This is a genomic window from Acetobacter aceti (assembly GCF_002005445.1).
Taxonomy (GTDB): Bacteria; Pseudomonadota; Alphaproteobacteria; order Acetobacterales; family Acetobacteraceae; genus Acetobacter; species Acetobacter aceti_B.
This window is the reverse complement of sequence record NZ_CP014692.1, coordinates 2,010,240-2,030,517: the sequence shown is the minus strand read 5'-3', so window position 1 is coordinate 2,030,517 and position 20,278 is coordinate 2,010,240. Positions and strand designations below refer to the sequence as shown.

The 20,278-nt window shown below is 58.0% G+C and carries 18 protein-coding genes and 1 tRNA gene; 12 read left to right on the top strand and 7 right to left on the bottom strand.

Annotation, left to right across the window (positions count from 1 at the left end; translation table 11 throughout):
- The first annotated feature begins 55 nt into the window (after positions 1–55).
- The 5 genes from ntrC (at position 56) to hflX (ending at position 7,098) form a co-directional block, all read left to right on the top strand.
- Positions 56–1,531 (top strand): nitrogen regulation protein NR(I), encoded by a 1,476-nt coding sequence (gene ntrC / locus A0U92_RS09200; RefSeq protein WP_077812959.1) that lies wholly within the window; start codon positions 56–58, stop codon positions 1,529–1,531.
- A 54-nt stretch (positions 1,532–1,585) separates the two neighbouring features.
- Positions 1,586–3,841: a sensor histidine kinase NtrY-like gene (locus A0U92_RS09195; protein WP_077812958.1), complete on the top strand. Its 2,256-nt coding sequence runs from the start codon at positions 1,586–1,588 to the stop codon at positions 3,839–3,841.
- Positions 3,831–5,219, top strand: a complete 1,389-nt coding sequence (gene ntrX, locus A0U92_RS09190; protein ID WP_077812957.1) for a nitrogen assimilation response regulator NtrX — start codon at positions 3,831–3,833, stop codon at positions 5,217–5,219. Before A0U92_RS09195 ends, ntrX begins: the two co-directional genes overlap by 11 nt.
- 246 nt (positions 5,220–5,465) lie before the next feature.
- Entirely contained in the window at positions 5,466–5,792 is a 327-nt protein-coding gene (gene hfq / locus A0U92_RS09185; RefSeq protein ID WP_077812956.1) for an RNA chaperone Hfq, read from the top strand.
- Complete coding sequence (gene hflX / locus A0U92_RS09180) at positions 5,773–7,098, top strand: GTPase HflX (RefSeq protein ID WP_077812955.1); 1,326 nt, start codon at positions 5,773–5,775, stop codon at positions 7,096–7,098. Before hfq ends, hflX begins: the two co-directional genes overlap by 20 nt.
- Before the next feature lie 1,078 nt (positions 7,099–8,176).
- On the opposite strand, the gene A0U92_RS09165 is transcribed toward hflX, so the two are convergent.
- Positions 8,177–8,253 (bottom strand) — tRNA-Asp (locus A0U92_RS09165).
- Between the two features lie 498 nt (positions 8,254–8,751).
- Between A0U92_RS09165 and A0U92_RS09160 the strand changes: the two genes are divergently transcribed.
- Positions 8,752–9,450 carry a retropepsin-like aspartic protease gene (locus A0U92_RS09160; protein ID WP_187668738.1) on the top strand — a complete coding sequence of 233 codons (699 nt, stop codon included), beginning with the start codon at positions 8,752–8,754 and terminating at the stop codon, positions 9,448–9,450.
- A 79-nt stretch (positions 9,451–9,529) separates the two neighbouring features.
- Here A0U92_RS09160 and ahpD read toward each other — a convergent pair whose 3' ends face one another.
- Together ahpD and A0U92_RS09150 are read right to left on the bottom strand one after the other, a co-directional pair.
- Positions 9,530–10,054 (bottom strand): alkylhydroperoxidase, AhpD family, encoded by a 525-nt coding sequence (ahpD, locus tag A0U92_RS09155; RefSeq protein WP_077812951.1) that lies wholly within the window; start codon positions 10,052–10,054, stop codon positions 9,530–9,532.
- Between the two features lie 131 nt (positions 10,055–10,185).
- On the bottom strand, positions 10,186–10,728 hold the full coding sequence (locus A0U92_RS09150) for a peroxiredoxin (protein WP_077812950.1): 543 nt from the start codon (positions 10,726–10,728) through the stop codon (positions 10,186–10,188).
- A gap of 147 nt (positions 10,729–10,875) precedes the next feature.
- On the opposite strand from A0U92_RS09150, the gene A0U92_RS09145 reads away from it, so the two are divergent.
- From A0U92_RS09145 to A0U92_RS09135, 3 genes are all read left to right on the top strand, one after another.
- Entirely contained in the window at positions 10,876–11,826 is a 951-nt protein-coding gene (locus A0U92_RS09145) for a hydrogen peroxide-inducible genes activator (protein WP_077812949.1), read from the top strand.
- Between the two features lie 573 nt (positions 11,827–12,399).
- Positions 12,400–12,525, top strand: a complete 126-nt coding sequence (ykgO, locus tag A0U92_RS09140; protein ID WP_003625637.1) for a type B 50S ribosomal protein L36 — start codon at positions 12,400–12,402, stop codon at positions 12,523–12,525.
- A gap of 87 nt (positions 12,526–12,612) precedes the next feature.
- Positions 12,613–13,218, top strand: coding sequence for a tetratricopeptide repeat protein (locus A0U92_RS09135; RefSeq protein WP_236748067.1), 606 nt, complete (start codon positions 12,613–12,615; stop codon positions 13,216–13,218).
- Positions 13,219–13,285: 67 nt separating this feature from the next.
- On the opposite strand, the gene A0U92_RS09130 is transcribed toward A0U92_RS09135, so the two are convergent.
- Together A0U92_RS09130 and A0U92_RS09120 are read right to left on the bottom strand one after the other, a co-directional pair.
- Positions 13,286–13,840: a Dps family protein gene (locus A0U92_RS09130; RefSeq protein WP_077812947.1), complete on the bottom strand. Its 555-nt coding sequence runs from the start codon at positions 13,838–13,840 to the stop codon at positions 13,286–13,288.
- A 230-nt stretch (positions 13,841–14,070) separates the two neighbouring features.
- A complete protein-coding gene (locus tag A0U92_RS09120) occupies positions 14,071–14,778 on the bottom strand; it encodes a tRNA1(Val) (adenine(37)-N6)-methyltransferase (protein ID WP_077814349.1) in 708 nt (235 codons plus the stop codon).
- 193 nt (positions 14,779–14,971) lie between these two features.
- Here A0U92_RS09120 and A0U92_RS09115 point away from each other — a divergent pair, with 193 nt between their 5' ends.
- Complete coding sequence (locus A0U92_RS09115; RefSeq protein ID WP_077812945.1) at positions 14,972–16,111, top strand: polyprenyl synthetase family protein; 1,140 nt, start codon at positions 14,972–14,974, stop codon at positions 16,109–16,111.
- Positions 16,112–16,562: 451 nt separating this feature from the next.
- The gene (locus tag A0U92_RS09105; protein WP_077812944.1) at positions 16,563–17,048 is read left to right on the top strand and encodes a hypothetical protein; all 486 of its coding nucleotides are present in this window, start codon (positions 16,563–16,565) and stop codon (positions 17,046–17,048) included.
- A gap of 223 nt (positions 17,049–17,271) precedes the next feature.
- Here the strand turns inward: A0U92_RS09105 and murI are convergent, their stop codons facing one another.
- Positions 17,272–18,153: a glutamate racemase gene (murI, locus tag A0U92_RS09100; RefSeq protein WP_077812943.1), complete on the bottom strand. Its 882-nt coding sequence runs from the start codon at positions 18,151–18,153 to the stop codon at positions 17,272–17,274.
- An 18-nt stretch (positions 18,154–18,171) separates the two neighbouring features.
- Positions 18,172–18,927, bottom strand: coding sequence for an orotate phosphoribosyltransferase (locus A0U92_RS09095; protein ID WP_077812942.1), 756 nt, complete (start codon positions 18,925–18,927; stop codon positions 18,172–18,174).
- Between the two features lie 123 nt (positions 18,928–19,050).
- Between A0U92_RS09095 and A0U92_RS09090 the strand changes: the two genes are divergently transcribed.
- Positions 19,051–19,965 (top strand): ELM1/GtrOC1 family putative glycosyltransferase, encoded by a 915-nt coding sequence (locus A0U92_RS09090; protein ID WP_077812941.1) that lies wholly within the window; start codon positions 19,051–19,053, stop codon positions 19,963–19,965.
- The last annotated feature ends 313 nt before the right edge of the window (positions 19,966–20,278 follow it).

Sequence of the window (20,278 nt, the reverse complement as noted above, 5' to 3'; positions counted from 1 at the left end):
CAGTAAAATCCGCTCATTATCGAGCCCAGCTTATCAATGATGGTAAAAGATCCGTATGCCGTTGCCCACTATCCTTGTCGCTGACGATGATCGCTCGATCCGGACGGTTCTCAGTCAGGCTCTGGGCCGCGCCGGATATCAGGTCCGCACCACAGCCAGCGCCGCCACCTTATGGCAGTGGATTGAAGAAGGTGAAGGAGATCTGGTCATCACGGATGTGATGATGCCGGACGAAAACGGGCTGGACCTTGTGCCGCGGATCAGAAAGGCGCGCCCGGATCTGCGTATTCTCGTGATGAGCGCCCAGTCCACGCTGGTCACGGCCGTCAAGGCGACACAGAGGGGCGCCTTCGAATATCTGCCGAAACCCTTTGATCTGACGGAGTTGCTGTCGGTCGTCGAGCGGGCCTTGAGCACGCCTCAACAGTCGCTCGTGGCGGCGCAGCCCGCACTCTCTTCCGCCGAAGAAAAGATGCCGCTGACAGGGCGTTCGGCGGCGATGCAGGACATCTACCGGATGATCGCGCGCCTCACGACGTCAGATCTCACGGTGATGATCACGGGAGAAAGCGGCACGGGCAAGGAACTGGTCGCACGGGCGCTCCATGATTACGGGCAGCGGCGGACCGGTCCCTTCGTTGCGGTGAATGTCGCCGCCATTCCGCGTGAGCAGATCGAAGCCGAGTTGTTCGGGCAGGAACGCAGTGTCAACGGCCTTGCCGGGACACGATCCTCCGGACGCTTTGAACAGGCGGCGGGAGGAACCCTGTTTCTTGATGAGGTCGGCGACATGTCGCCGGAAGCGCAGACCCGGGTGCTGCGCGTTCTTCAGGAAGGAGAATTCACGACGGCAGGAGGCAGGCAGCCGATCCGTTCCAATGTGCGGATCATTGCTTCGACGCATCGGGATCTGCATCAGGCCATACGGGACGGCTCGTTCAGGGAGGATCTGTTTTACCGCCTGAACGTCGTGCCGATCCGCATCCCGCCCTTGCGTGAGCGGACTGAGGACATCCCCTTGCTGGCCAGACATTTTCTCAGTCAGTGCAACGAGGAAGGGCAGGCTCCCCGCACTCTGGCAGACGACGCGATCATTCGTCTGCAGGCATGGCGCTGGCCGGGGAATGTGCGCGAACTTGAGAACCTGATGCGGCGTATCTCCGTGCTTTATCCGCATGATGTGATCAGCGGCGCGGTGATAGAGGGCGAACTGTCGGAAGCCAGCCGCCAGCGTCCCTTGTCCGTGGCGTCGCATGATGAGGAGGAGGAGCCTTTCTCCGTTGTTGTCGAGCGGCATCTTCGGAAATACTTCACGGCGGCCGAAGAGAATGGTGTGCCTCCCACGGCCCTGCATGAACGGGTGATCGCCGAAATCGAGCGGCCATTGATCAGGCTGACTCTGGACGCAACACGAGGAAACCAGATCCGTGCCGCCGCCATGCTGGGCGTCAACAGAAACACCCTGCGAAAACGTATCAAGGACCTCGAAATTTCCGTGACCAAAGGGTCTTCCGCTCGGGAGGCGATCTGACAACCTCATGCAGCAGAAGAGTGACACCATAGGACATCCGGTGCAGCGCGAAGCATGCTGAGGCGGGCGCTGGAAATGCGCAGTGTGACCATCACGCTCGTCGCGCTGGCGTTACTGCTGGTTTTCGCCATCTTCGTGGTGCTGTCGGGTGGAGGCGCTCTGGCGCATCATCCGCTTCTGCAGAACGGTATCTTCATTCTTGGTGGCGCGACGCTTCTGCTCCTTGCTGTGACGAGCGGCCTTTGGGTCCGGCGTCTGATCCATGAGCGTCAACGCGAGGGAACCGCAGGCGCCCGGCTGCATGTCCGGCTGGTGGCCCTGTTCGGTATGGTCGCGGTGGCGCCCACGATCGTCGTGGGTATTTTTGCGACAATATTCTTCGACTACGGAATCCAGATCTGGTTTTCGGATCGGGTCAACACGGCGCTGAATGAGGCTCTGCAGGCGTCGCGCGGTTATCTGACCGAGCATAATGCCAACATCCGGACGGAAGCTTTCTCCCTCTCCAATTTTCTTGTCAGTGCGGAGAATGAGCTTCAGAACAACGGCACCGATCTGCTGCATGATCCGGAAACGCTGGGGCAGATGCTGGACAGTCAGGCGACGATCCGCGGCCTGACGGAAGCAGTGGTCTACGACCCCATCACCAACAAGGTCATCGCCGCGGGTGGACTGCTCAGCCGCTCGGGGTACGACCAGCCGTTGCCACCGCCTGCCGCCACGATGATGGCCCGCACCAACGACGTGGCGATCTATGACAGCCCGGACGAAAAAGTCGTGCGCGCGGTTGTGGCGCTGGGCGAAACGCCGGAGATGATGCTGGTCATCACGCGGCCTGTCGATCCGGAAATTCTCGGCCATATGCGCAAGACCGAGAAGGTTGTGGCTGATTACAAACGGCTCGATCATAATCGGACAAAAATCCAGATCACGTTTGTAATCATCTTCGCACTGGTGGCGCTGCTGGTGATGCTGGCGGCGGCCCTGATGGGACTGACGCTCGCCCGACAGATTGCGCGTCCTCTCGGGTTGCTCATGGATGCATCGCATCGTGTCAGTGAGGGCGATCTTTCGGTGCGTGTGCCGGAAGAAGGCCGCGACGACGAAATACGCAGCCTGTCACACGCTTTTAACCTCATGACGGATGAACTGGCGAGTCAGCGTTCGCAACTCATGGACGCCTATGAGCAGATCAACGAGCGACGACGGTTCACCGAGGCCGTGCTGTCCGGCGTGTCAGCCGGTGTGATCGGTCTGGACGGGCTGGCGCGCATCGAGCTGCCGAACCGTGTGGCGTGCGACCTGCTCGGCAAGGATCTGACGGAGTGCGCGGGCGAGCCCCTGGTGAAGGTCGTGCCGGAATTCGAACCTGTGCTGAACGCGCTTCAGTCCGGCGATGGCCGGGTGCAGACGCAGGAAGTGCAGATTGGCGTGCCGGGCAGCCGCCGCGTGCTGTTCGTCCGTGCGGCGGCGGAGATGCGGAACAATCTGGTGGCTGGATACGTCGTCACATTCGATGACATTACCGCGCTCCAGTCCGCCCAGCGCAAGGCGGCATGGGCGGACGTCGCCCGACGCATCGCGCATGAAATCAAAAATCCACTCACGCCGATTCAGCTTGCCGCCGAACGGCTCAAGCGTCGATTCCTGCGCGAGATCACGTCTGATCCTGAAACATTCCAGCAATGTGCGGATACAATCGTGCGTCAGGTGGGCGACATCGGAAGGATGGTTGACGAATTCTCGGCGTTCGCCCGGATGCCGCAGCCACGCATGGCGGAAGAAAACCTGTCCAGCATCATTCGGGACGCCCTGATTCTGCAGCAGGGAGCACATCCGGAAATTCGTTATGATGTGCATCTGCTGCCGGGGGGAGGGCCGTTACTCTTCTGCGATCGTCGGCAGATCGGCCAGACACTGACCAATCTGCTTCAGAATGCAGCGGACGCCATCGCCATGACTGGGCGTGTGCTCCAAGCGGAATCTGGAAAAGGAGGCGAGGCTGCCTCAGAAGTGACAGGTTCCATCGGTATGATCCGCCTTGACGTGACAGAGCAGGATGACCGGGTGCATATCGTAGTCACGGATGACGGAATCGGCCTGCCCAGGGAAGATCGGGACCGGCTGACCGAACCTTATGTCACACACAAGCCCAAAGGGACGGGTCTGGGGCTGGCCATTGTCAAGAAAATCATGGAAGACCATGAAGGAACGATAGAGCTGAGGGATCGTCCGAATGCGGAAGGTACTGAAGCTACTCTGATTTTGCCGCTCAAGGCTGGAACACAGAAAGAGAATCATGGCGTATGAAATCCTGATCGTCGACGACGAACCGGATATCCGCATGCTGATCGAGGGTATTCTTCATGATGAAGGATACGAGACTCGTGTCGCCGGAGACTCCGACTCTGCGCTGGCGGCCTTCAGAGCGCGCAGACCCTCACTTGTCATTCAGGATATCTGGCTTCAGGGCTCGAAGCTGGACGGGCTTGAAATCCTCAAGACCATGCAGGCGGAGGATGCCAGCGTACCGGTCGTGATGATTTCCGGGCACGGCACCATTGAAACAGCGGTCGCGGCCCTTCAGCACGGCGCCTACGACTTCATCGAAAAACCTTTCCAGTCGGACCGACTGCTCGTCATTGTCAGACGCGCCATTGAGGCGTCCCGTCTGGAGCGGGAAAATGCGGAGCTGCGCCTGCGTGCCGGGCCGGAAAGCACGCTCTTTGGTGAGAGTGCTGCGATTTCCGCTGTGCGTTCGCAGATTGAACGTGTCGCTCCCACCGGCTCACGCGTCCTCATCACGGGCGCGCCCGGCGCAGGCAAGGAAGTCGCGGCCCGCATGATCCATGCCCGATCCCGGCGTGCGGCAGGACCGTTCATTGCCCTGAACTGTGCGACACTCGCTCCGAGCCGTTTTGAGGAAGAACTGTTTGGTCTGGAGGGTGTCGAAGGCATTCCCAGAAGGATCGGTGTGCTTGAGCGCGCCCATGGCGGTACGCTGCTGCTTGATGAAGTCTCTGACATGCCGATCGAGACGCAGGGCAAGATCGTGCGGGCGCTTCAGGATCAGAGTTTCGAGCGTATCGGCGGTTCGACGCGGATCAAGGTGGATATCCGGGTCATTTCATCGACGAATCGCGATCTTCAGGCCGAAATCGGCAACGGGCGTTTCCGCGAGGATCTTTATTACCGTCTTGCCGTGGTGCCTCTGCGGATTCCGAGCCTGCGGGAGCGCAGGGAAGATATCCCCGAACTGGCGCGTCTGTTTCTCCGTCGGGCTGCCGAGACCGCAGGGCTTCCTGTTCCGGAACTCAGTGTGGACGCCATGGCGGCGTTGCAGGCCTATGACTGGCCCGGCAATGCCCGTGAATTGCGCAATCTGATGGAACGGCTGCTGATCATGATGCCGGGGAACGGCAATGAACCGATCCGGGCCGACATGCTGCCGTCTTCCATCAGCGAAGGTGCGCCGGCTCTTCTGAAGTTCGATTCGAATGCGGATGTCATGAGCCTCCCCCTGCGGGAGGCGCGGGATCTTTTCGAGACCCAATATCTGCAGGCCCAGCTTCTGCGATTTGGTGGAAATATCAGCAGAACAGCCGGATTTGTAGGGATGGAGCGCAGCGCCCTGCATCGGAAACTCAAGCAACTCGGCGTCACGGCGGAAGATCGCGCGGGCGTGTAGAGCCGCTTTCCGGAAACAGTCTTTTTTATCGGTGTCTCGTATGCTGGCTTGCTGGGATGTGTCCAGAGGGCTGGACAGAACGTGAGGAAGCGGGCATGTCGCCTGCGTTGATCACAGCATATTTGTCGTCAAAATTAATCTGGATGATCGCTCCGGTCTTTGAGCTTCACGTTTGTGAGCGTAATGACAGAGGTAAGCCTCGAATCATACCGGGCAACAAGAACTAAGAAGAACAGGACTCCGATCGTGGCAAAGACACCGCCTCAGAACGTCCAGGACGTATTTCTCGGTCATGTCAGACGGGGAAAGGCTCCGGTTACGATCTTTCTCGTCAACGGCGTCAAGCTCCAGGGAGTCATTACCTGGTTTGACGACAGTGTGATCCTGCTCCGCAGGGATGGTCACACCCAGCTTGTCTACAAGCACGCCATCAGCACCGTCATGCCGCTTGCACCGGTCAATATTGTTGAAACGTCATCCGGCGGCGCCGGTGTCACCGTTGAGTCCGAAGCGGATCAACGCCATCCCCTTTACGCGGAGAGCGACGAAACTCTTGTCGACGATACCTACTGAAACAGCCACTCCCGCCACGCGGGCTGCCGTTATCCTGCCCTGGGAGAAGCCTGACCGTGATCAGGACGTCCGGGCTGCTGAAGCACGACTGGATGAAGCCGTCGGCCTGACCTCCTCGATAGGGCTGGTCGTTGTACTGAAGGCTGTCCTGCTGCTCAGGGCGCGCAAGCCGGCGACGCTGCTTGGTACAGGACAGGTGGAATCGCTGCGTGAAGCAGTCGCTGAAAAAGAGATCAAGGTCGTCGTCATTGACGCCAAACTGTCACCCGGTCAGCAGCGTAACCTTGAGAAAGCACTCGGCTGCAAGGTGATCGACCGGACCGGCCTGATTCTCGATATCTTCGGCGCAAGAGCCGCCACGCGCGAAGGCAGCCTTCAGGTCGAGCTGGCGCACCTGGAATATCAGCGATCCCGTCTTGTCCGCCTTTGGACCCATCTGGAGCGTCAGCGCGGTGGCTTCGGCTTTCTTGGCGGTCCTGGTGAGACGCAGATTGAGGCCGATCGGCGGATCATTGGAGATCGCATCGTTCGACTCAAGCGTGAACTGGAGCAGGTGCGCCGGACCCGTGGGCTGCACAGAAGTGCCCGCAGGCGCGTGCCGTTCCCGATCGTGGCGCTTGTCGGCTACACCAATGCAGGCAAATCGACGCTGTTCAATGCGCTGACCGGTGCGGCGGTCTATGCGCAGGATCAGCTCTTCGCCACGCTCGATCCGACAATGCGGGCCATCCGTCTGCCGTCCGGTCGGCAGGTGATCCTGTCCGATACCGTGGGCTTCATCAGTGACCTGCCGACCGAGTTGATCGCGGCGTTCCGCGCAACGCTGGAAGAGGTGGCCGAGGCCGACATTATTCTGCATGTGCGGGATATCGCGCATCCTGATTCGGCAGCTCAGCGATCAGACGTGTTTTCCGTGCTGTCCGGTATGGAACGGGACGGGATGCTGGACCCTGACTGGCGTTCCCGCGTCATCGAAGTGCTGAACAAGGCCGATCTTCTGGGTGGACCCGAGCAGGTGAAACATCACGGTACAGCCGTGCCCATCTCGGCCATCACCGGAGAAGGGCTGCCGGAGCTGATGGCGGCCATTGATGCGCATATGGTGCACGCCATGGAACTGCTGCGCTACAGCATCCCTGTGGAGGCCGGAGAGGCGCTGGCGTGGCTCTACCAGCATGGAGAGGTTGTCACACGGGAAGATCATGAGACGCACATTGATACGTTGGTGCGGCTGCGTGAGTCTGATCGTGCGCGATTTGAGAGTTTATTTGCGATTGGAACGGCGGGGCAGAACGACAATAATTAACCCATTCCTAATGTTCGCCCTTCTTTGAGGGCCTCAATTATTATCCAGACGCATGAAATATATGAAAGTCTGGCAACGAATACTGTGCCTGTCAGGTGTCTGGCGAAGCAAACTGGGCTGTTTGTCTGATATATTTTGTCGGTTTTCCACTCGAAGCAGAAAACACGGTTTGATTTTATTCGTGACAGGGCAGGCGCGGCCTCGATTTTCGGTGCTCTGCTGGTAGCTGCTGAAACGGCTGTGAGCGTTGAAGAAGCCGATGCGGTGAAAAGCAAGCTTCAGGATGCGGTAGCGCTTGCATCGGCTAGAACAAACGATAGGTCGAAGCAGGAAAGTGTGGTCCAGAATATCTTGTGGCGCAATTTTTGCCGGTAATGGCGCAAGTGGCAGGCCGGAATCCGGAGGCAGTCAGGCGACTATCGAAAGTCTGACAGTTGAAGGAAAGACCGTTAGTCTCATAGCAGCCGCTACAGTCAATCTTTTTTCGTTCAGCAGCTTTCTGCTGTCACGGTATCGGCCAAGGGGGTCGCTTCAACCTCGGGTATCGAGATAACGATTGTCATCGACAATACTGCGTCGCTTCTCCCGAGTGGTATGGAAGCACCTTTCACGGCTTTCATCTCTCCCTCCATCTATCCAAAATATGTCTTGTATGGATGGCAGTCTATGAAAGGGAGCAATTCCCTGACTTTCGTGAATATATCAACGATGAAACTGAAGCCGGAGACAACGGACGGGATAAAGATTTACGTTCTTCTTTATAATCATTCGTCCATACACACGACGGCCCAGAATCTCATGGAAGTATGTGCGACCTCTTCCAGTAAATTCTTTGTCTCGCCAGCCTCTGATTCATTGCGGGAAACATTTGCGAAGACTGGTGAGAAGGTTGCCGGGGGTCCGCTGGATCAGCAGGGCGAAACACGGCCTTCATAATCGAAGCAGTGCGGCCCCTGAAGCTCTGCCCTTATTGCCTGTCATCAGGAAAATGTAGCAAAGACTTGCAAAAGCGGAAAGTTCGGAATTTTATGTTTGAAAAAGCTTTAAGCTTTACCATTTCTCATTAAAGTAGAGAAAGTGGCGCGAGTGACGGGGCTCGAACCCGCGACCTCCGGCGTGACAGGCCGGCGCTCTAACCAACTGAGCTACACCCGCTTTTTCAGCGACACCGCGTTTCGCGTTGTCGTTGGCGGTCTTATAACCGCGTTTTCAGGAGTTGCAACTCCACTTTACGAAAAAAATGTGATTTCCTGAATTTTCAGTCACTTCCAAGACAGATAATGGCTGAAAACCGGCTTTCCCACTGAAGGAAACTGAGATTTCAATCAGTCCTCGCAGAGTCTGCGTGTGAGAATAAACCTCTATTCCTTCCGGTTTTCGCAAGAGAAGCGAAAGGTGGCAGGGAGCCTGCATGAGCGGGGGAAGAGTAAACTGAAATGCTCAGGTGTTCGGCAGATACCTGTCACCGGCCAAAGGCAGAAAAAAGGGCAAAGAGAGCAGCCCTTGCGAGCCCTGGCTGTCTGCTGGTCCTTTCTGCCTGCGCCCCGGGACCACAGACGTGCGAATTCAGCCGGATTGGACCGCTCCCTGTCCTGAATAATGATGGATCGTCCCTAGTCAGGGTTCTGCCCAACGGCAATCCCGCCGTCATGCTTGGTCGATACGGGCGCGGATAACTCTCTGCTGACACAGGCAGCGGTGAAGCGCTTCAGTCTCGACGCCACGAGCAGGTCAGTGACCATGAAGGCTGTGGGCGGCCTTGTGCAGACGCCAGTCATTACGGAGAACACATTGAAGCTCGGAGATGCCGTCGCGTCCCAGATGGTCTTTGTCGAAGCCGATCTGCCGCGTCTCACTGGGCTGGGGGTGCCACTCTTGAGGTTGTTCGGCGCCGATTTTCTCAGCGGTTATGATGTGTTGTCTGATTTGCCCAAGCGACAGATCACGCTTTTCCGTCTGAAAGGATGCTCAGCGGCCAGTCTCCACTGGCAGGAGCCTGTGGAGCGTCTGCCTTTCGCGGAAAGCAGCCCTGTCAGGGTTACATTGCCAGCAAGGCTGAACGGCAAATCAATCGATCTGATGCTGGACACGGCTCCAACCGGACCACAATCCTCATGGAGCAGGACGAAAATCCTGGAAGCACCGGAAGCGATGGTACGTATCTGGATGTATGGAGGCATCGGTTCGACAGTCTGGAGATCGGGACGGATATCTACCGCAATGAAGAGCTTGTCGTCGCGCCGATGCAGAGATCCTGCGCGCTGCTCGGTGCGGATTTTCTGTGGCGGATGCCGATGTGGATCTCGTATCGTGAGCGGGCGGTTGTGCTGTTCAGGCGTAACACATCAGTAAAAACCCCACAGGCAGGAAGCACGGTTCAGACGGTTCCAGCGATACCGCGTGTGGGGCACAGGATTCAGCGAAGTGACTGTCAGGCAGCCGGCTCCGCATCGAGTGCTACGGCAACGCCATGCACGGTCGCGGCGATACGAACGGACGTCTGGATCTGCTCGCTGGTCAGGCCGCCCTCACGCACGGCGTGCTCGTGACTCTTCACGCACATCTCACAGCCATTGATGGCGGAAACGGCGAGGGACCAGAGTTCGAAGTCCACCTTATCCACGCCGGGACGGGCGATCACGCTCATGCGCAGCTTCGCGGGCATCTGGGTGTAATCACCGCCCATCATGTGGGTGAAGCGATAGTAAATGTTGTTCATACCCATGATGGCGGCGGCGGCGCGAGCAGCATCCAACGCTTCCGGGCTCAGCTTCGCACCAAATTCTGCGATGATGGCTTTGGTCACTTCCTCATTGCGGGAAGCGATGGCGGTGGCGACGAAGGTGCCGGCAAGCTGCTGCTCGTTCAGCGTGATGTCGGAAGCAAGGCTGCTGAGATTGAGGCGCAGGTCTTTTGCGTAATCCGGCAGGCGCTCTTTCAGGGCTTCAATCGACATGATGCTTCACTCTATTCCATGGGGCAGGACAAAGTCCCGGTAGTCTGGCTGAAAAACCAGAAGTCAGTTAGGGCGGAACGCTGCGGGGCAGGCGAGGGCGCGCCCCGCAGCGTTCCGGTCTTCCGGAAGGATCAGACCTTCAGGAAGTCGTCACCCTGTTTCCAGTTGCACGGGCACAGCTCGTCGCTCTGGAGACCGTCGAGAACGCGCAGGACTTCCTGCGGGTTACGACCGACCGACAGGTCGTTGACCGACACGTGGCGGATGATGCCCTGCGGATCGACGATGAATGTGGCGCGCAGGGCAACGCCCGGGCCAGCAGCGATCACGCCGAGGGATTCGGACAGTTCGCGCTTGATGTCGGCCAGCATCGGGATCTCAAGCTTCTTGAGGTCCTCGTGGTGCAGACGCCAGTTCAGGTGAACGAACTCGCTGTCGATGGACACGCCGTAAACGACGGCATCACGGTCTGCGAAATCTTTCGCAAGCTTGCCAAACGCCACGATCTCGGTCGGGCAGACGAAGGTGAAGTCCTTCGGCCAGAAGAACACGACCTTCCATTTGCCAGCGTCCGTTGAGTCGGAAATCTGAACAAACTTGCCGGTCAGGCCTTCCGGGCCACCCGGAACGGAAGTCAGGTCGAATGAAGGAAACTTGTCGCCAACGGTCAGCATCGGAATGCTCCTTGCATATCTCGGTAACAGTGCAGTGCGTCGATATGGCGCGCCGCTGGACATATCTATGGCCATGCTGTGGCAATCATGCCAATGAATAATTTATCATAATACTATTGACGAAATCGATTGAGCGGAGCGTCGGCCATGATGATCCTGCCTTCTCCCCAGCAACTCCGTTATTTGCTGGCCCTGGCGGAGTTACGCCATTTCGGAAGAGCCGCTTCCGCCTGCGCCGTGACGCAATCCACCCTGTCCGCTGGAATTCTGGCGCTTGAGCGGCAGCTCGACGCCAGTCTGCTGGATCGGGAGGTGGGCAAGCGCGTGGTATTCACGCTGCTGGGTGAAGAAGTGGTGCGGCGCGCCCGTGTCGCGCTGGAACTTCTTGAAGGGATTTCCCAGATCGCCCAGGCATCGCGTGAGCCGATGACGGGACCGGTCAGACTGGGCGTCATCCCGACGATCGGACCCTTCATCCTGCCGCGCCTGATTCCTCTTGTGCGGGAATGGTTTCCTCAGATCCGTCTCATCATCACGGAGGACATGACGGAGCGCCTGATAGAAAAAATCGCTATCGGGCGACTGGACGCCATGCTGCTCGCCATGCCGTGCATTTGCGAGGGACTGGAAACGATTCCGCTCTGGCGTGACCCGTTCGTGTTGGCGCTGCCGAGCAATCATGGCTTGGCGAAGCTGCCTGCCGTACCGCTGGAAATGCTGACGGACGAGCGTATGGTGCTGCTGGAGGACGGACATTGTCTGCGCGATCAGACCGTCGATGTCTGCCGTCAGGAGCGTAACTGGGCAGGAAGTGAGCCTGAGTCGGCCCACACGGCATCATCCCTGCATACGCTTGTCCGGATGGTCGGCGAAAATCTTGGTGTGGGGCTGCTTCCCAGACTGGCGGTGGATTCAGGTATCCTCGATGGAACTGGTGTGGTGGCGCGCCCTGTTACAGGCGGTCCGGCGTGGCGGACGATCGGATTGGGCTGGCGTCTGAAATCGCCACGGACGGAGGATTTCAGGGTTCTGGCACGTACGCTGAAAAAACTGGCGCCCAGCAACGCCGAGGCGGTCTTGCTGGACGAGGAGCGGTAGGTTTCCGAAAAATACGGTGATTTTAATGTCTGCCGCACGCTGGCGCGTCCGGAAAAAGCTGTGAGGTGGCGGGTTTATGAAATATCAAAATATAGACGGCAGGATGTGCTGTTCTTGATCCTGATATCCTGTGTCGAAGCAGCAGCATGCGCAAAGACGGAAAAAATCACTCACAGGCAATCCTTCGAGGCCACGCCCGGATTAAGGAGTGCGTCAGGGGCTGAGAGTTATGTCCATGAGCAGTTTCATGTCCGCATATGCGAGAAAAGCTCAACGCGGCGCGGAGCCAGACGGCCAACATTATGGTCGCAATCTGGAATGCAGGATTAAATCCATGAAAGCGATGGATATGGATCGTCTTTTGCGTGATGACGAAAGTTAACGATCGCACGGATTGTGGCTATCCCGGTGGGTCATGTGTAACTGTTCCGGTCTCTGCTCAGAAAGGCGGGAATTAAGGCCGAAATAATCGACGACATCGGCTCTTTGCATTGACTTTTCAGCTTTGGCTGCGTATGTCGCAGCAACTTTTTCATGCGGACACCGGCCGCAGACGGATAGAAGAGACGAGTTATGAAGATCAGAAACAGCCTCAAGTCGGCAAAAGTCCGCGACAAGGACTGCCGCGTTGTGCGTCGTCGCGGTCGCGTCTACGTCATCAACAAGAAAAACCCGCGCATGAAGGCACGTCAGGGCTGATCCTTCGATCAACCTGATGATCCCATGCACAGGAAAACCCGCCCACTGGCTCTGGAAACGGACCCAAAAGGCGGGTTTTTTCGTTGTATGAACAGAACTTATCCTCTTGTCGGACTGATCTTTCTCCTGACCGCGACGACTGCGCAAGCCGAGCCTGTCGCCTCCGGAGCGGCCCCCGGTGCGCCGACGTCCTCGCCGCAGAAACTCTCGATCGAGACCCAAAAAGCCGGACTTGTGGCTCAGCTTGCTGCGTCGAAAAATCCCACGGAAGCCGTGCAGATCCGGGGACAGCTTGAGGAACTCCGCACGCAGTCGATCAGACCAGCGACCAGATTGCTCATGCGGCGGGCTGTCCGTGAGTTGGGCGATGAGAAGGCCGGCGATGCTGTCGAGGATTTCGGGGCCGCGCTGTCGTTGCAGAATGATGTTGCGGTCCTGTGGCGGCTCCGGGCGCAGGCGCGCCTGATGGGGGGAGACACCAGCGGAGCGATCAGCGATCTCGGCGTCGCACTCCATCATGACGACAATGACGCGGTAAGCTGGCAGCTTCTGGCTGCAGCGGAAGATGTCGCTGGTGACGGGCAGGCGGCTCTTAAAGCCTGGCAGCGTGTGATGGAGCTTGATCCACAACAGCCGGGTGCGGCCAGGAAGTTCGAAAAATTGCAGATGAAGGCTTACGGGCGTCCAACCTGATTTTGTGTCTCTGAGGAAAAACAGACAGGCCTGAAGACCCGGAAGAGTTCTTCAGGCCCTTTTTTGATCAGCTGTTCGAGCCAAACGTGGTGCGTGTAACTTCGAACAGGAACCACGTCCGCTTTTCGCTTTCGTCGATCCAGTTTTCCAGCAGGCTTGTCGTGGCGCAGTCCCCCACTTCGTCTGTCAGGCCGTGGACTTCACGCATGGAGGCAACGAGTTTCTTGTTGTCCTCGCACAGCTCGGCGATCATGTCCGGCGCATCGACATACACGGCGTCATTGTCCTTGACGCGTTGTAGACGGCCGATCTCTCCGATCGAATGGAGCGTCAGGCCACCGATCCGACGTGCGCGTTCCGCCAGAGGATCGGTCATGGCGAGCAGTTCCGCGCCCTGATCATCCAGCAGCAGATGCAGATCGCGGAAGTGACGACCGCTCATGTGCCAGTGGAAATTCTTCGTTTTCAGATAGAGGGCGAAGACGTCAGCAAGCAGGGCGCGCAGGGCGGCGGAAATGTTTTCCACGCCCTCTCTGGGCAGATCCGTGGGTGTGCCGAGATAATGCTGAACCTCAGCGGTGCGTGCCTGTTCGGCTTTGCCGGAAGCAGATGATTTGCTCATCGATGTTTTCCCCTTTGAGTTTTCCCTCTTGGCTGGTCCGGTCTGACAGGGTTGCCACTCCTCAGGGCGGGATGCTGTCGGCGCCGGAAGCGAGCGGGACGGGAGCCTTGAATGGCTTCACGGTCTGTATGCAGCCGCTCAATGCTCCGGGATGTCAAGTGAACAGAGTGTTTCAAAAAAATCGCGACAGCATCATCATTCCCGATGAGGGAATAGAGTAGAATAGGGTATCAGAGATCTTTGTGAGGACCGGAGACCCGTCTTGGACTCCGGAAGGACTCGGAATACAGGGGTTGCCCGTTTCTCAGGATTGCCTCTGCGGCAGGGGTGAAACTGCCATCATCTTTATGCAGGACTAAGCCCGGTAAAATTCTGGAGCCAGCCTGTCCGCCGCGACGGGCGCGAATCAGCACGATCCGGGCTTCTTCCCCCTCGTGAGGCCATAGGGGAATGATTTCGGCGCTTCCGATCCGTACTTTTTCACAGGCAGCGAGCGATTCAGCCAGCCGCGTACTGGGAATCGCAAGGGTGAGGGATCCCTTTTCCCGGAGAAGACCTGCAAAAGTGGAAATCCAGCGATGCAGGGTATCTTTTCTGGCGCGTCGTGCCTTGTCCCGTCGTGGCTCCGGAGAAGCCGTCGTGTCTTCACGATGCCATGGGGGGTTTGCGAAAATATGGTCGAATCGGAGGGGAGGGCTCTCAGGGGTGTCCCTTAGAATCTGGGAAGCGTTGCAGATATCCCCGGTAACAATTTCCGTATCCTTACAGGCGTTGAGGATCAGATTGAGGCGTGCCAGCGTGGCCGTGGCAGGATCGATTTCGAATCCTGTGAGGGCGAGATTGTCCACGCGGGCAGAAAGGCACAGGAGGCCAGCGCCAGCGCCGCATCCGGCTTCCAGCACGCGATGCCCCGGACGAGCCGGAATAAGGGCCGCCATCAGCACGGGTTCGAGACCTGTCCGGTAGCCCTGCCGGAACTGATGATAGGCAATACGGCCCCCTAAAAGGGTGCCGTTCGTGGTCTCGGGCAGGTCAGAAAGGGAGGGGGTTGCGGGGCGGACAACTTGACCGTCTCCGGAGCGCCGCTCATATGGTTGCACTACTAGGGTCCCTTTTTCGGGAGAAAGTCATTTGCACGTTGCAGTCAATCTGCCGAATACGGAGGGCACCGCAAGCCCGAATGCAGGCCAGACCGAAAAGAAGTCCGGCGACAGCACGCGTGTGGATGATGCCGTGAAACCTCGGAACAGTGAAAACGTCCTGAAGGCTCTGGCCGATTATCTCGCTGATGACATGATGGCCTGCAACAGGGAAATCGTGGCGCGGATGCAGAGCGACGTGCCGCTGATCCCGCAACTGGCTGCCCACCTGGTGGCGGCGGGCGGCAAGCGGCTCCGGCCGCTTCTGGTGCTCGCAGCGGCTCGCGTGACCGGATATCGGGAACACGGTGACGACATGCGCCATGTGGGCGTGGCGGCCTGTGTGGAGTTCATCCATACGGCGACGCTGCTGCATGATGATGTGGTGGATAACAGCCAGCTTCGCCGCGGTCTAGCCAGCGCCAACGCCGTGTTCGGCAACAAGGCCTCCGTGCTTGTGGGTGACTTTCTTTTCGCCCGCGCCTTCCAGATTCTGACAGCCGACGGCTCCCTGCCGGTCATGGCCATCCTCTCCGCCGCCTCCGCGACGCTGGCGGAAGGAGAAGTCATGCAGATGACCACGCAGAACGATCTGACCACGACGGTCGATCGCTACCTTCAGGTCATCTACGGGAAGACGGCGGCCCTGTTCGCCGCAGCCTGCGAAACGGGTGCGGTCGTTGCCAAAGCTGACGACCAGACGAGGGAAGCCCTCCGTCAGTATGGCGCGAATCTCGGCATGGCGTTTCAGCTTGTCGATGACGCTCTTGATTACGCCGCCGATCAGGCTGTGCTGGGCAAGACGGTGGGCGACGATTTCTACGAAGGAAAGGTTACCCTGCCGGTTCTGGCGGCCTATCACGCCGGAGACAGCGAAGAGCAGGCTTTCTGGAAGCGGACGATCGAGAACAACGAAGAGCAGCAGGATGGTGACCTTGAGCGTGCGCTTGGCCTGATTGCGAAGACAAACGCCATCGACGTGACCATGGCCAAGGCTCGCGATTATGCCGAGGCCGCAAGTGTCGCTCTGGATCAGGTCTCCGATGCCTGTCGGACCGCCAATGCCGATATGGAGCCGCTGCGTCAGTTGCTGAAAGATGTTGCGATCTACACGGTGGATCGTGCGCGATAGGCAGCGCGCTTGCCGTAACGCATAATCATCAGGCTTCTGACTGGCGCTGATGCAAGCAGGTGGACTGTGGCCGTTAAGCGTGCGGGTGCTGTCGGAAAAAACCAGCATTGTCACTGTTGTTCTTATTGATGGTGAAGCAGCGGTTCTGTCTGGCGGGACAGGCCGTTCAGTCGGCTTTGCGACAGGCCATGATACTTGAAGGAAAAAATTCATCCGACTTCAATGACCTTCTCTGGATCATGGCACAGGAATCCGGAGGCGTAGTGGATACAAGAAACGGAGTGTCGACAGCGCGCGGATTATTCGAGCTTCTGAAAGCGCAATATTATTGAAACCCGAATGGTGAAAGCTCGTTTGGAAACCCGATTGAAGAGTGTCAGGGCGGAATACGCTACATCTATGCCCGCTATAAAACGGCAGAAGCCGCCAAAGAATTCTGGATGAAACACAAATGGTATTGAAAACCCGGAACGTCGCCCCGGGGGTGGTGTGTCTTGCTCTTTTTGTTGCGCCGGATGCCTTGCACGCGTCTACGATATCCTTTGTCGATCATCTGGCTAAAACCGGAGAACCGGTTCGTCGTCCACCATTGAAGATACGCTCGAAAGAAGAGCGTCAGTTTGCGACGATGCTGCGCGGCGCGATGCACGATCCCGTCAATTTTGCCGGACATTTCGTTCTGACGACATGGGGATGCGGCGCTGGATGCGTGATGGGAGGCGCCATCAATGTCGTAACGGGTGCTGTGACGATGCTGCCTTTCACCGTCTCTGACTGGCCTTTGGATGTCACGGAACCTCTTTCCTGGCGACGCGACAGCACTCTGCTTGTTGTCACAGGAAGCCTGAACGAAACCGGGCATGGAAAATATTTCTACGATTTTGACGGCAAGGCATTCCATCTTCTTCAGACGGAGCCGATGACGCAAAAACCATGAGAGGCGGCGTCCCGGTCTGCTCGGCTGGCGTCACAAGACTGTCCATAATCTGTGTTACAGGTGTGATATGCGCGGTGAACGGAAGGGACGCAGCGCAGGATCAGGATCGCGGTATAAGATGATTTGCGCGGCAGGGGCGGGTGGCATTCCGGAAGCGGGAATGGCGGGTCGTTGACCCGGAGAAAACAGCGGCGGCAGAAAGCTGTCTGCCGTTTTTGCCGCGTTAAAAACCCGGGCCAGTTGTCCACTGTTCCGCGTGAGCATAACCGAACGGGCGCAGATGAGCCTCCAGTTCGATTACATCCACCGGAGGCGCGGTGAACCAGAGATGCTCTTCTGAGTCGTGAAGAGGAGGCGACGCTTCCATGGCTTCCAGAATTGTGACGGTCTGACGGGCGACAGCATCAGCCGGATCAAGCCAGATAACGTGATCCGGCGAGGCCGCACGCAGAGCCTCAAGCAGGAATGTGTAATGCGTGCAGCCGAGCGCCACGGCGTCAATCCGATCGCCCTCCGGTTGTCCGAACAGACCAGCCACTTCCTGCTTGATCAGATGCGGGGCGGGCATCTTGCCTCGGAAAGCTTCTTCCGCGTAATCGGCCAGATGTCGCGCACCGTGGGCAATGAGAGTGCAGTCGGGAGCAAACTGCTGGCGAAGAGAGTCGATATACGGGCGGCGCACGGTCGCGCGTGTGGCGAGCAGTCCGATGACACGGCTTTGACTGATGCGGGAAGCCCAGCGGATAGCCGGAACGCACCCGACAAACGGGGTCTCCGGACAGGCTTTCCGCAACGCGCCGAGCGCCAGTGTGCTGGCCGTATTACAGGCAATGACAACAACGTCAGGTCTGCATGTATCGATCGCCTCTTTCAGCAGGGCCACGATATGGGCGCAGAGCGCTGCGTCTTCCTGTTCCCCGTAAGGAAACAGGGCTGTGTCCGCGATATAGCTGATGCAGGCTTCTGGCAGGCGGCGACGCAGCGCCGCGACGATGCCAAGGCCGCCAATACCGGAATCGAACGCCAGAATGCGGCCTTTTGCCGAAGAAGGAGTGAAACTCCCTCCAGTCGCAGACTGATCTGGTGTGGAAACCGGCACGGTCATCTCATCTGTTGCGGGCGATCAGGAATCGCGGGCTGTCTTCAGTGCCAGAGCTTCTTCGAGGCTGCCGACACCACCATGCTTGGCGGACCACCCGCATGGGTCTTCAAGGAAGCGGCGTACTTCCGCAGCAGCGCCTTCCGAGAAATACGGCCGTTCGGCGCAGGCTTCGAGCACATCCCACCATGTGCAGAGCGAGTGCAGGGTGATGCCCATTTCGGAAAGCGTCTTATGGGCGCCGGGGAACACGCCATAGAAGAACACGACGAACGTATGGTCGAGAATCGCACCTGCATTGCGCAGAGCCTTGGCGAAGCCGATTTTTGAAGCGCCGTCAGTCGTCAGATCTTCAACAAGGAGAGTACGCATGCCTTCAGGGACATCGCCTTCGATCTGGGCGTTGCGACCGAAACCTTTCGGTTTTTTGCGGACATAGGCCATCGGCGTCATCATGCGGTCGGCGAACCATGCGGCAAAGGGAATGCCTGCGGTTTCACCGCCGACCACGGCGTCGATGCTCTCGTAGCCAACGTGACGCCCGATTTTCTCGACGCCGAGCTCCACGATCTTTGCCCGTGCGCGTGGGAAGAAGATGATGCGGCGGCAGTCAATATAGACGGGCGACTTCCAGCCGGAGGTCAGTGTGTAGGGGTCTTCAGGGCGAAAATTGACCGCCTTGATTTCCAGAAGAAGCCGTGCGGTTGTAAGGGCTGCATCCCGGTCCCACGCAGAGGCGTCATTGCCGAGAACCGATTCCTGTCCGATCATGTGCTTCATGTCCCTTTCCCTTCGCGCGCATTCGCCTGCGTCGACGTGGCATAGCTGCACACAGGCGGAAAATCCATCGCTACCGGCTGAAAACCCACTGATAGACACAGTGGGCTGGTCTTCACACGCGCCATGACGGATGCCCTGACACCGTCAGCCGTACCTGTATGGGTGATTGAGTCGGCTCAGCCGGGAGGATGCGGGCCAGCTCATGCGCTCGCCGGTCGTCTCGGATGTTCTTTCAGGCGTCTGACGGATGCGTCCTCTGTCGAAAACGATTCCGTGCAGCCCGGCCTTGTTTTGACCGCCGGGTTTACCGCCGGATTGGCGGGTCTTTCTCTGGGACGGAAACTGAAGGTGCCGGTCGTGCATTGCAGCAGCAGCAGATCTGTGGCTCTGCTGGGCAGTCGTCTTTTTGACGAGGTGATTTTTTCCGGGTGGCATGTGCCGGAAGCGAGGAACAGCCGCGTTTTTCCTGTCCTTGGACCGTTGAGCGTTGTGTCTCCCGCGCTTTATGAGCGTGCTGAACGTCTCTGGCGGGAAAGGCTGGAGCATCTGCCTCGACCCAGAGTGTCTGTGCGACTGGAAGCTGGCTGGAGTGATTCGGTGGCCGACGCAATGCTGGCGGCACGGCAGATCGAACTGAGCATCAAACTGTTCGGCGGTTCTGTGCTGGTGACGATCGGTGAAGGAGTGCCGGCCGCATTCGCGAACGCTTTTTCTGAAGGGCTTGGTTCATGCGTCAAGCTGATCTGGCGGCATGGTGAACCAGACGATAATCCGGGCCTCGGTTTTACCGCCTGTGCCGACGCTGTGATTGTCTATGGAACACGGGTATCCGCGCTGATTGAGGCCGCGGCGAGTGTTCTGCCGCTGTTCCTCGGGCATGTTCCGGGCCGATTTGGTGGCTACAGCAGTCTTGTCCGTGTTCTGCTGGGGCGTGGGGATGCCCGTATATTTGACAGTGATTTTTCTCCATGGCCGCGCAACACATTGGACGAGACCGGACGTGCCGCCGGTTTCATCAGGCATCGGTTTGGACTATGAGACCTGCAAGACAGGTGATTTTTGTATTTTCAAATATAAAAATGTAATTTAATCTGATTATTTCTTTTTGTATATAATTCATAAAAATTATTATCGCAAATAATGTATTTTTATTTTCGTATATTTTAGGTGGATCTGAAAGTGAAAGAGCTGGATATCCAGCCTCTTGTTTTCATCAGCAGTGCTTGAATTTCTTCTTTATCGGGATCGAACATTATCCGCGTGACCACACTGTAAGGGAGGCTTTTGATAGCCTGCCAGGTGCTGTGACGCGGACACCCTGTCTGATATTGGTCCCTGGAATGGTCCATCG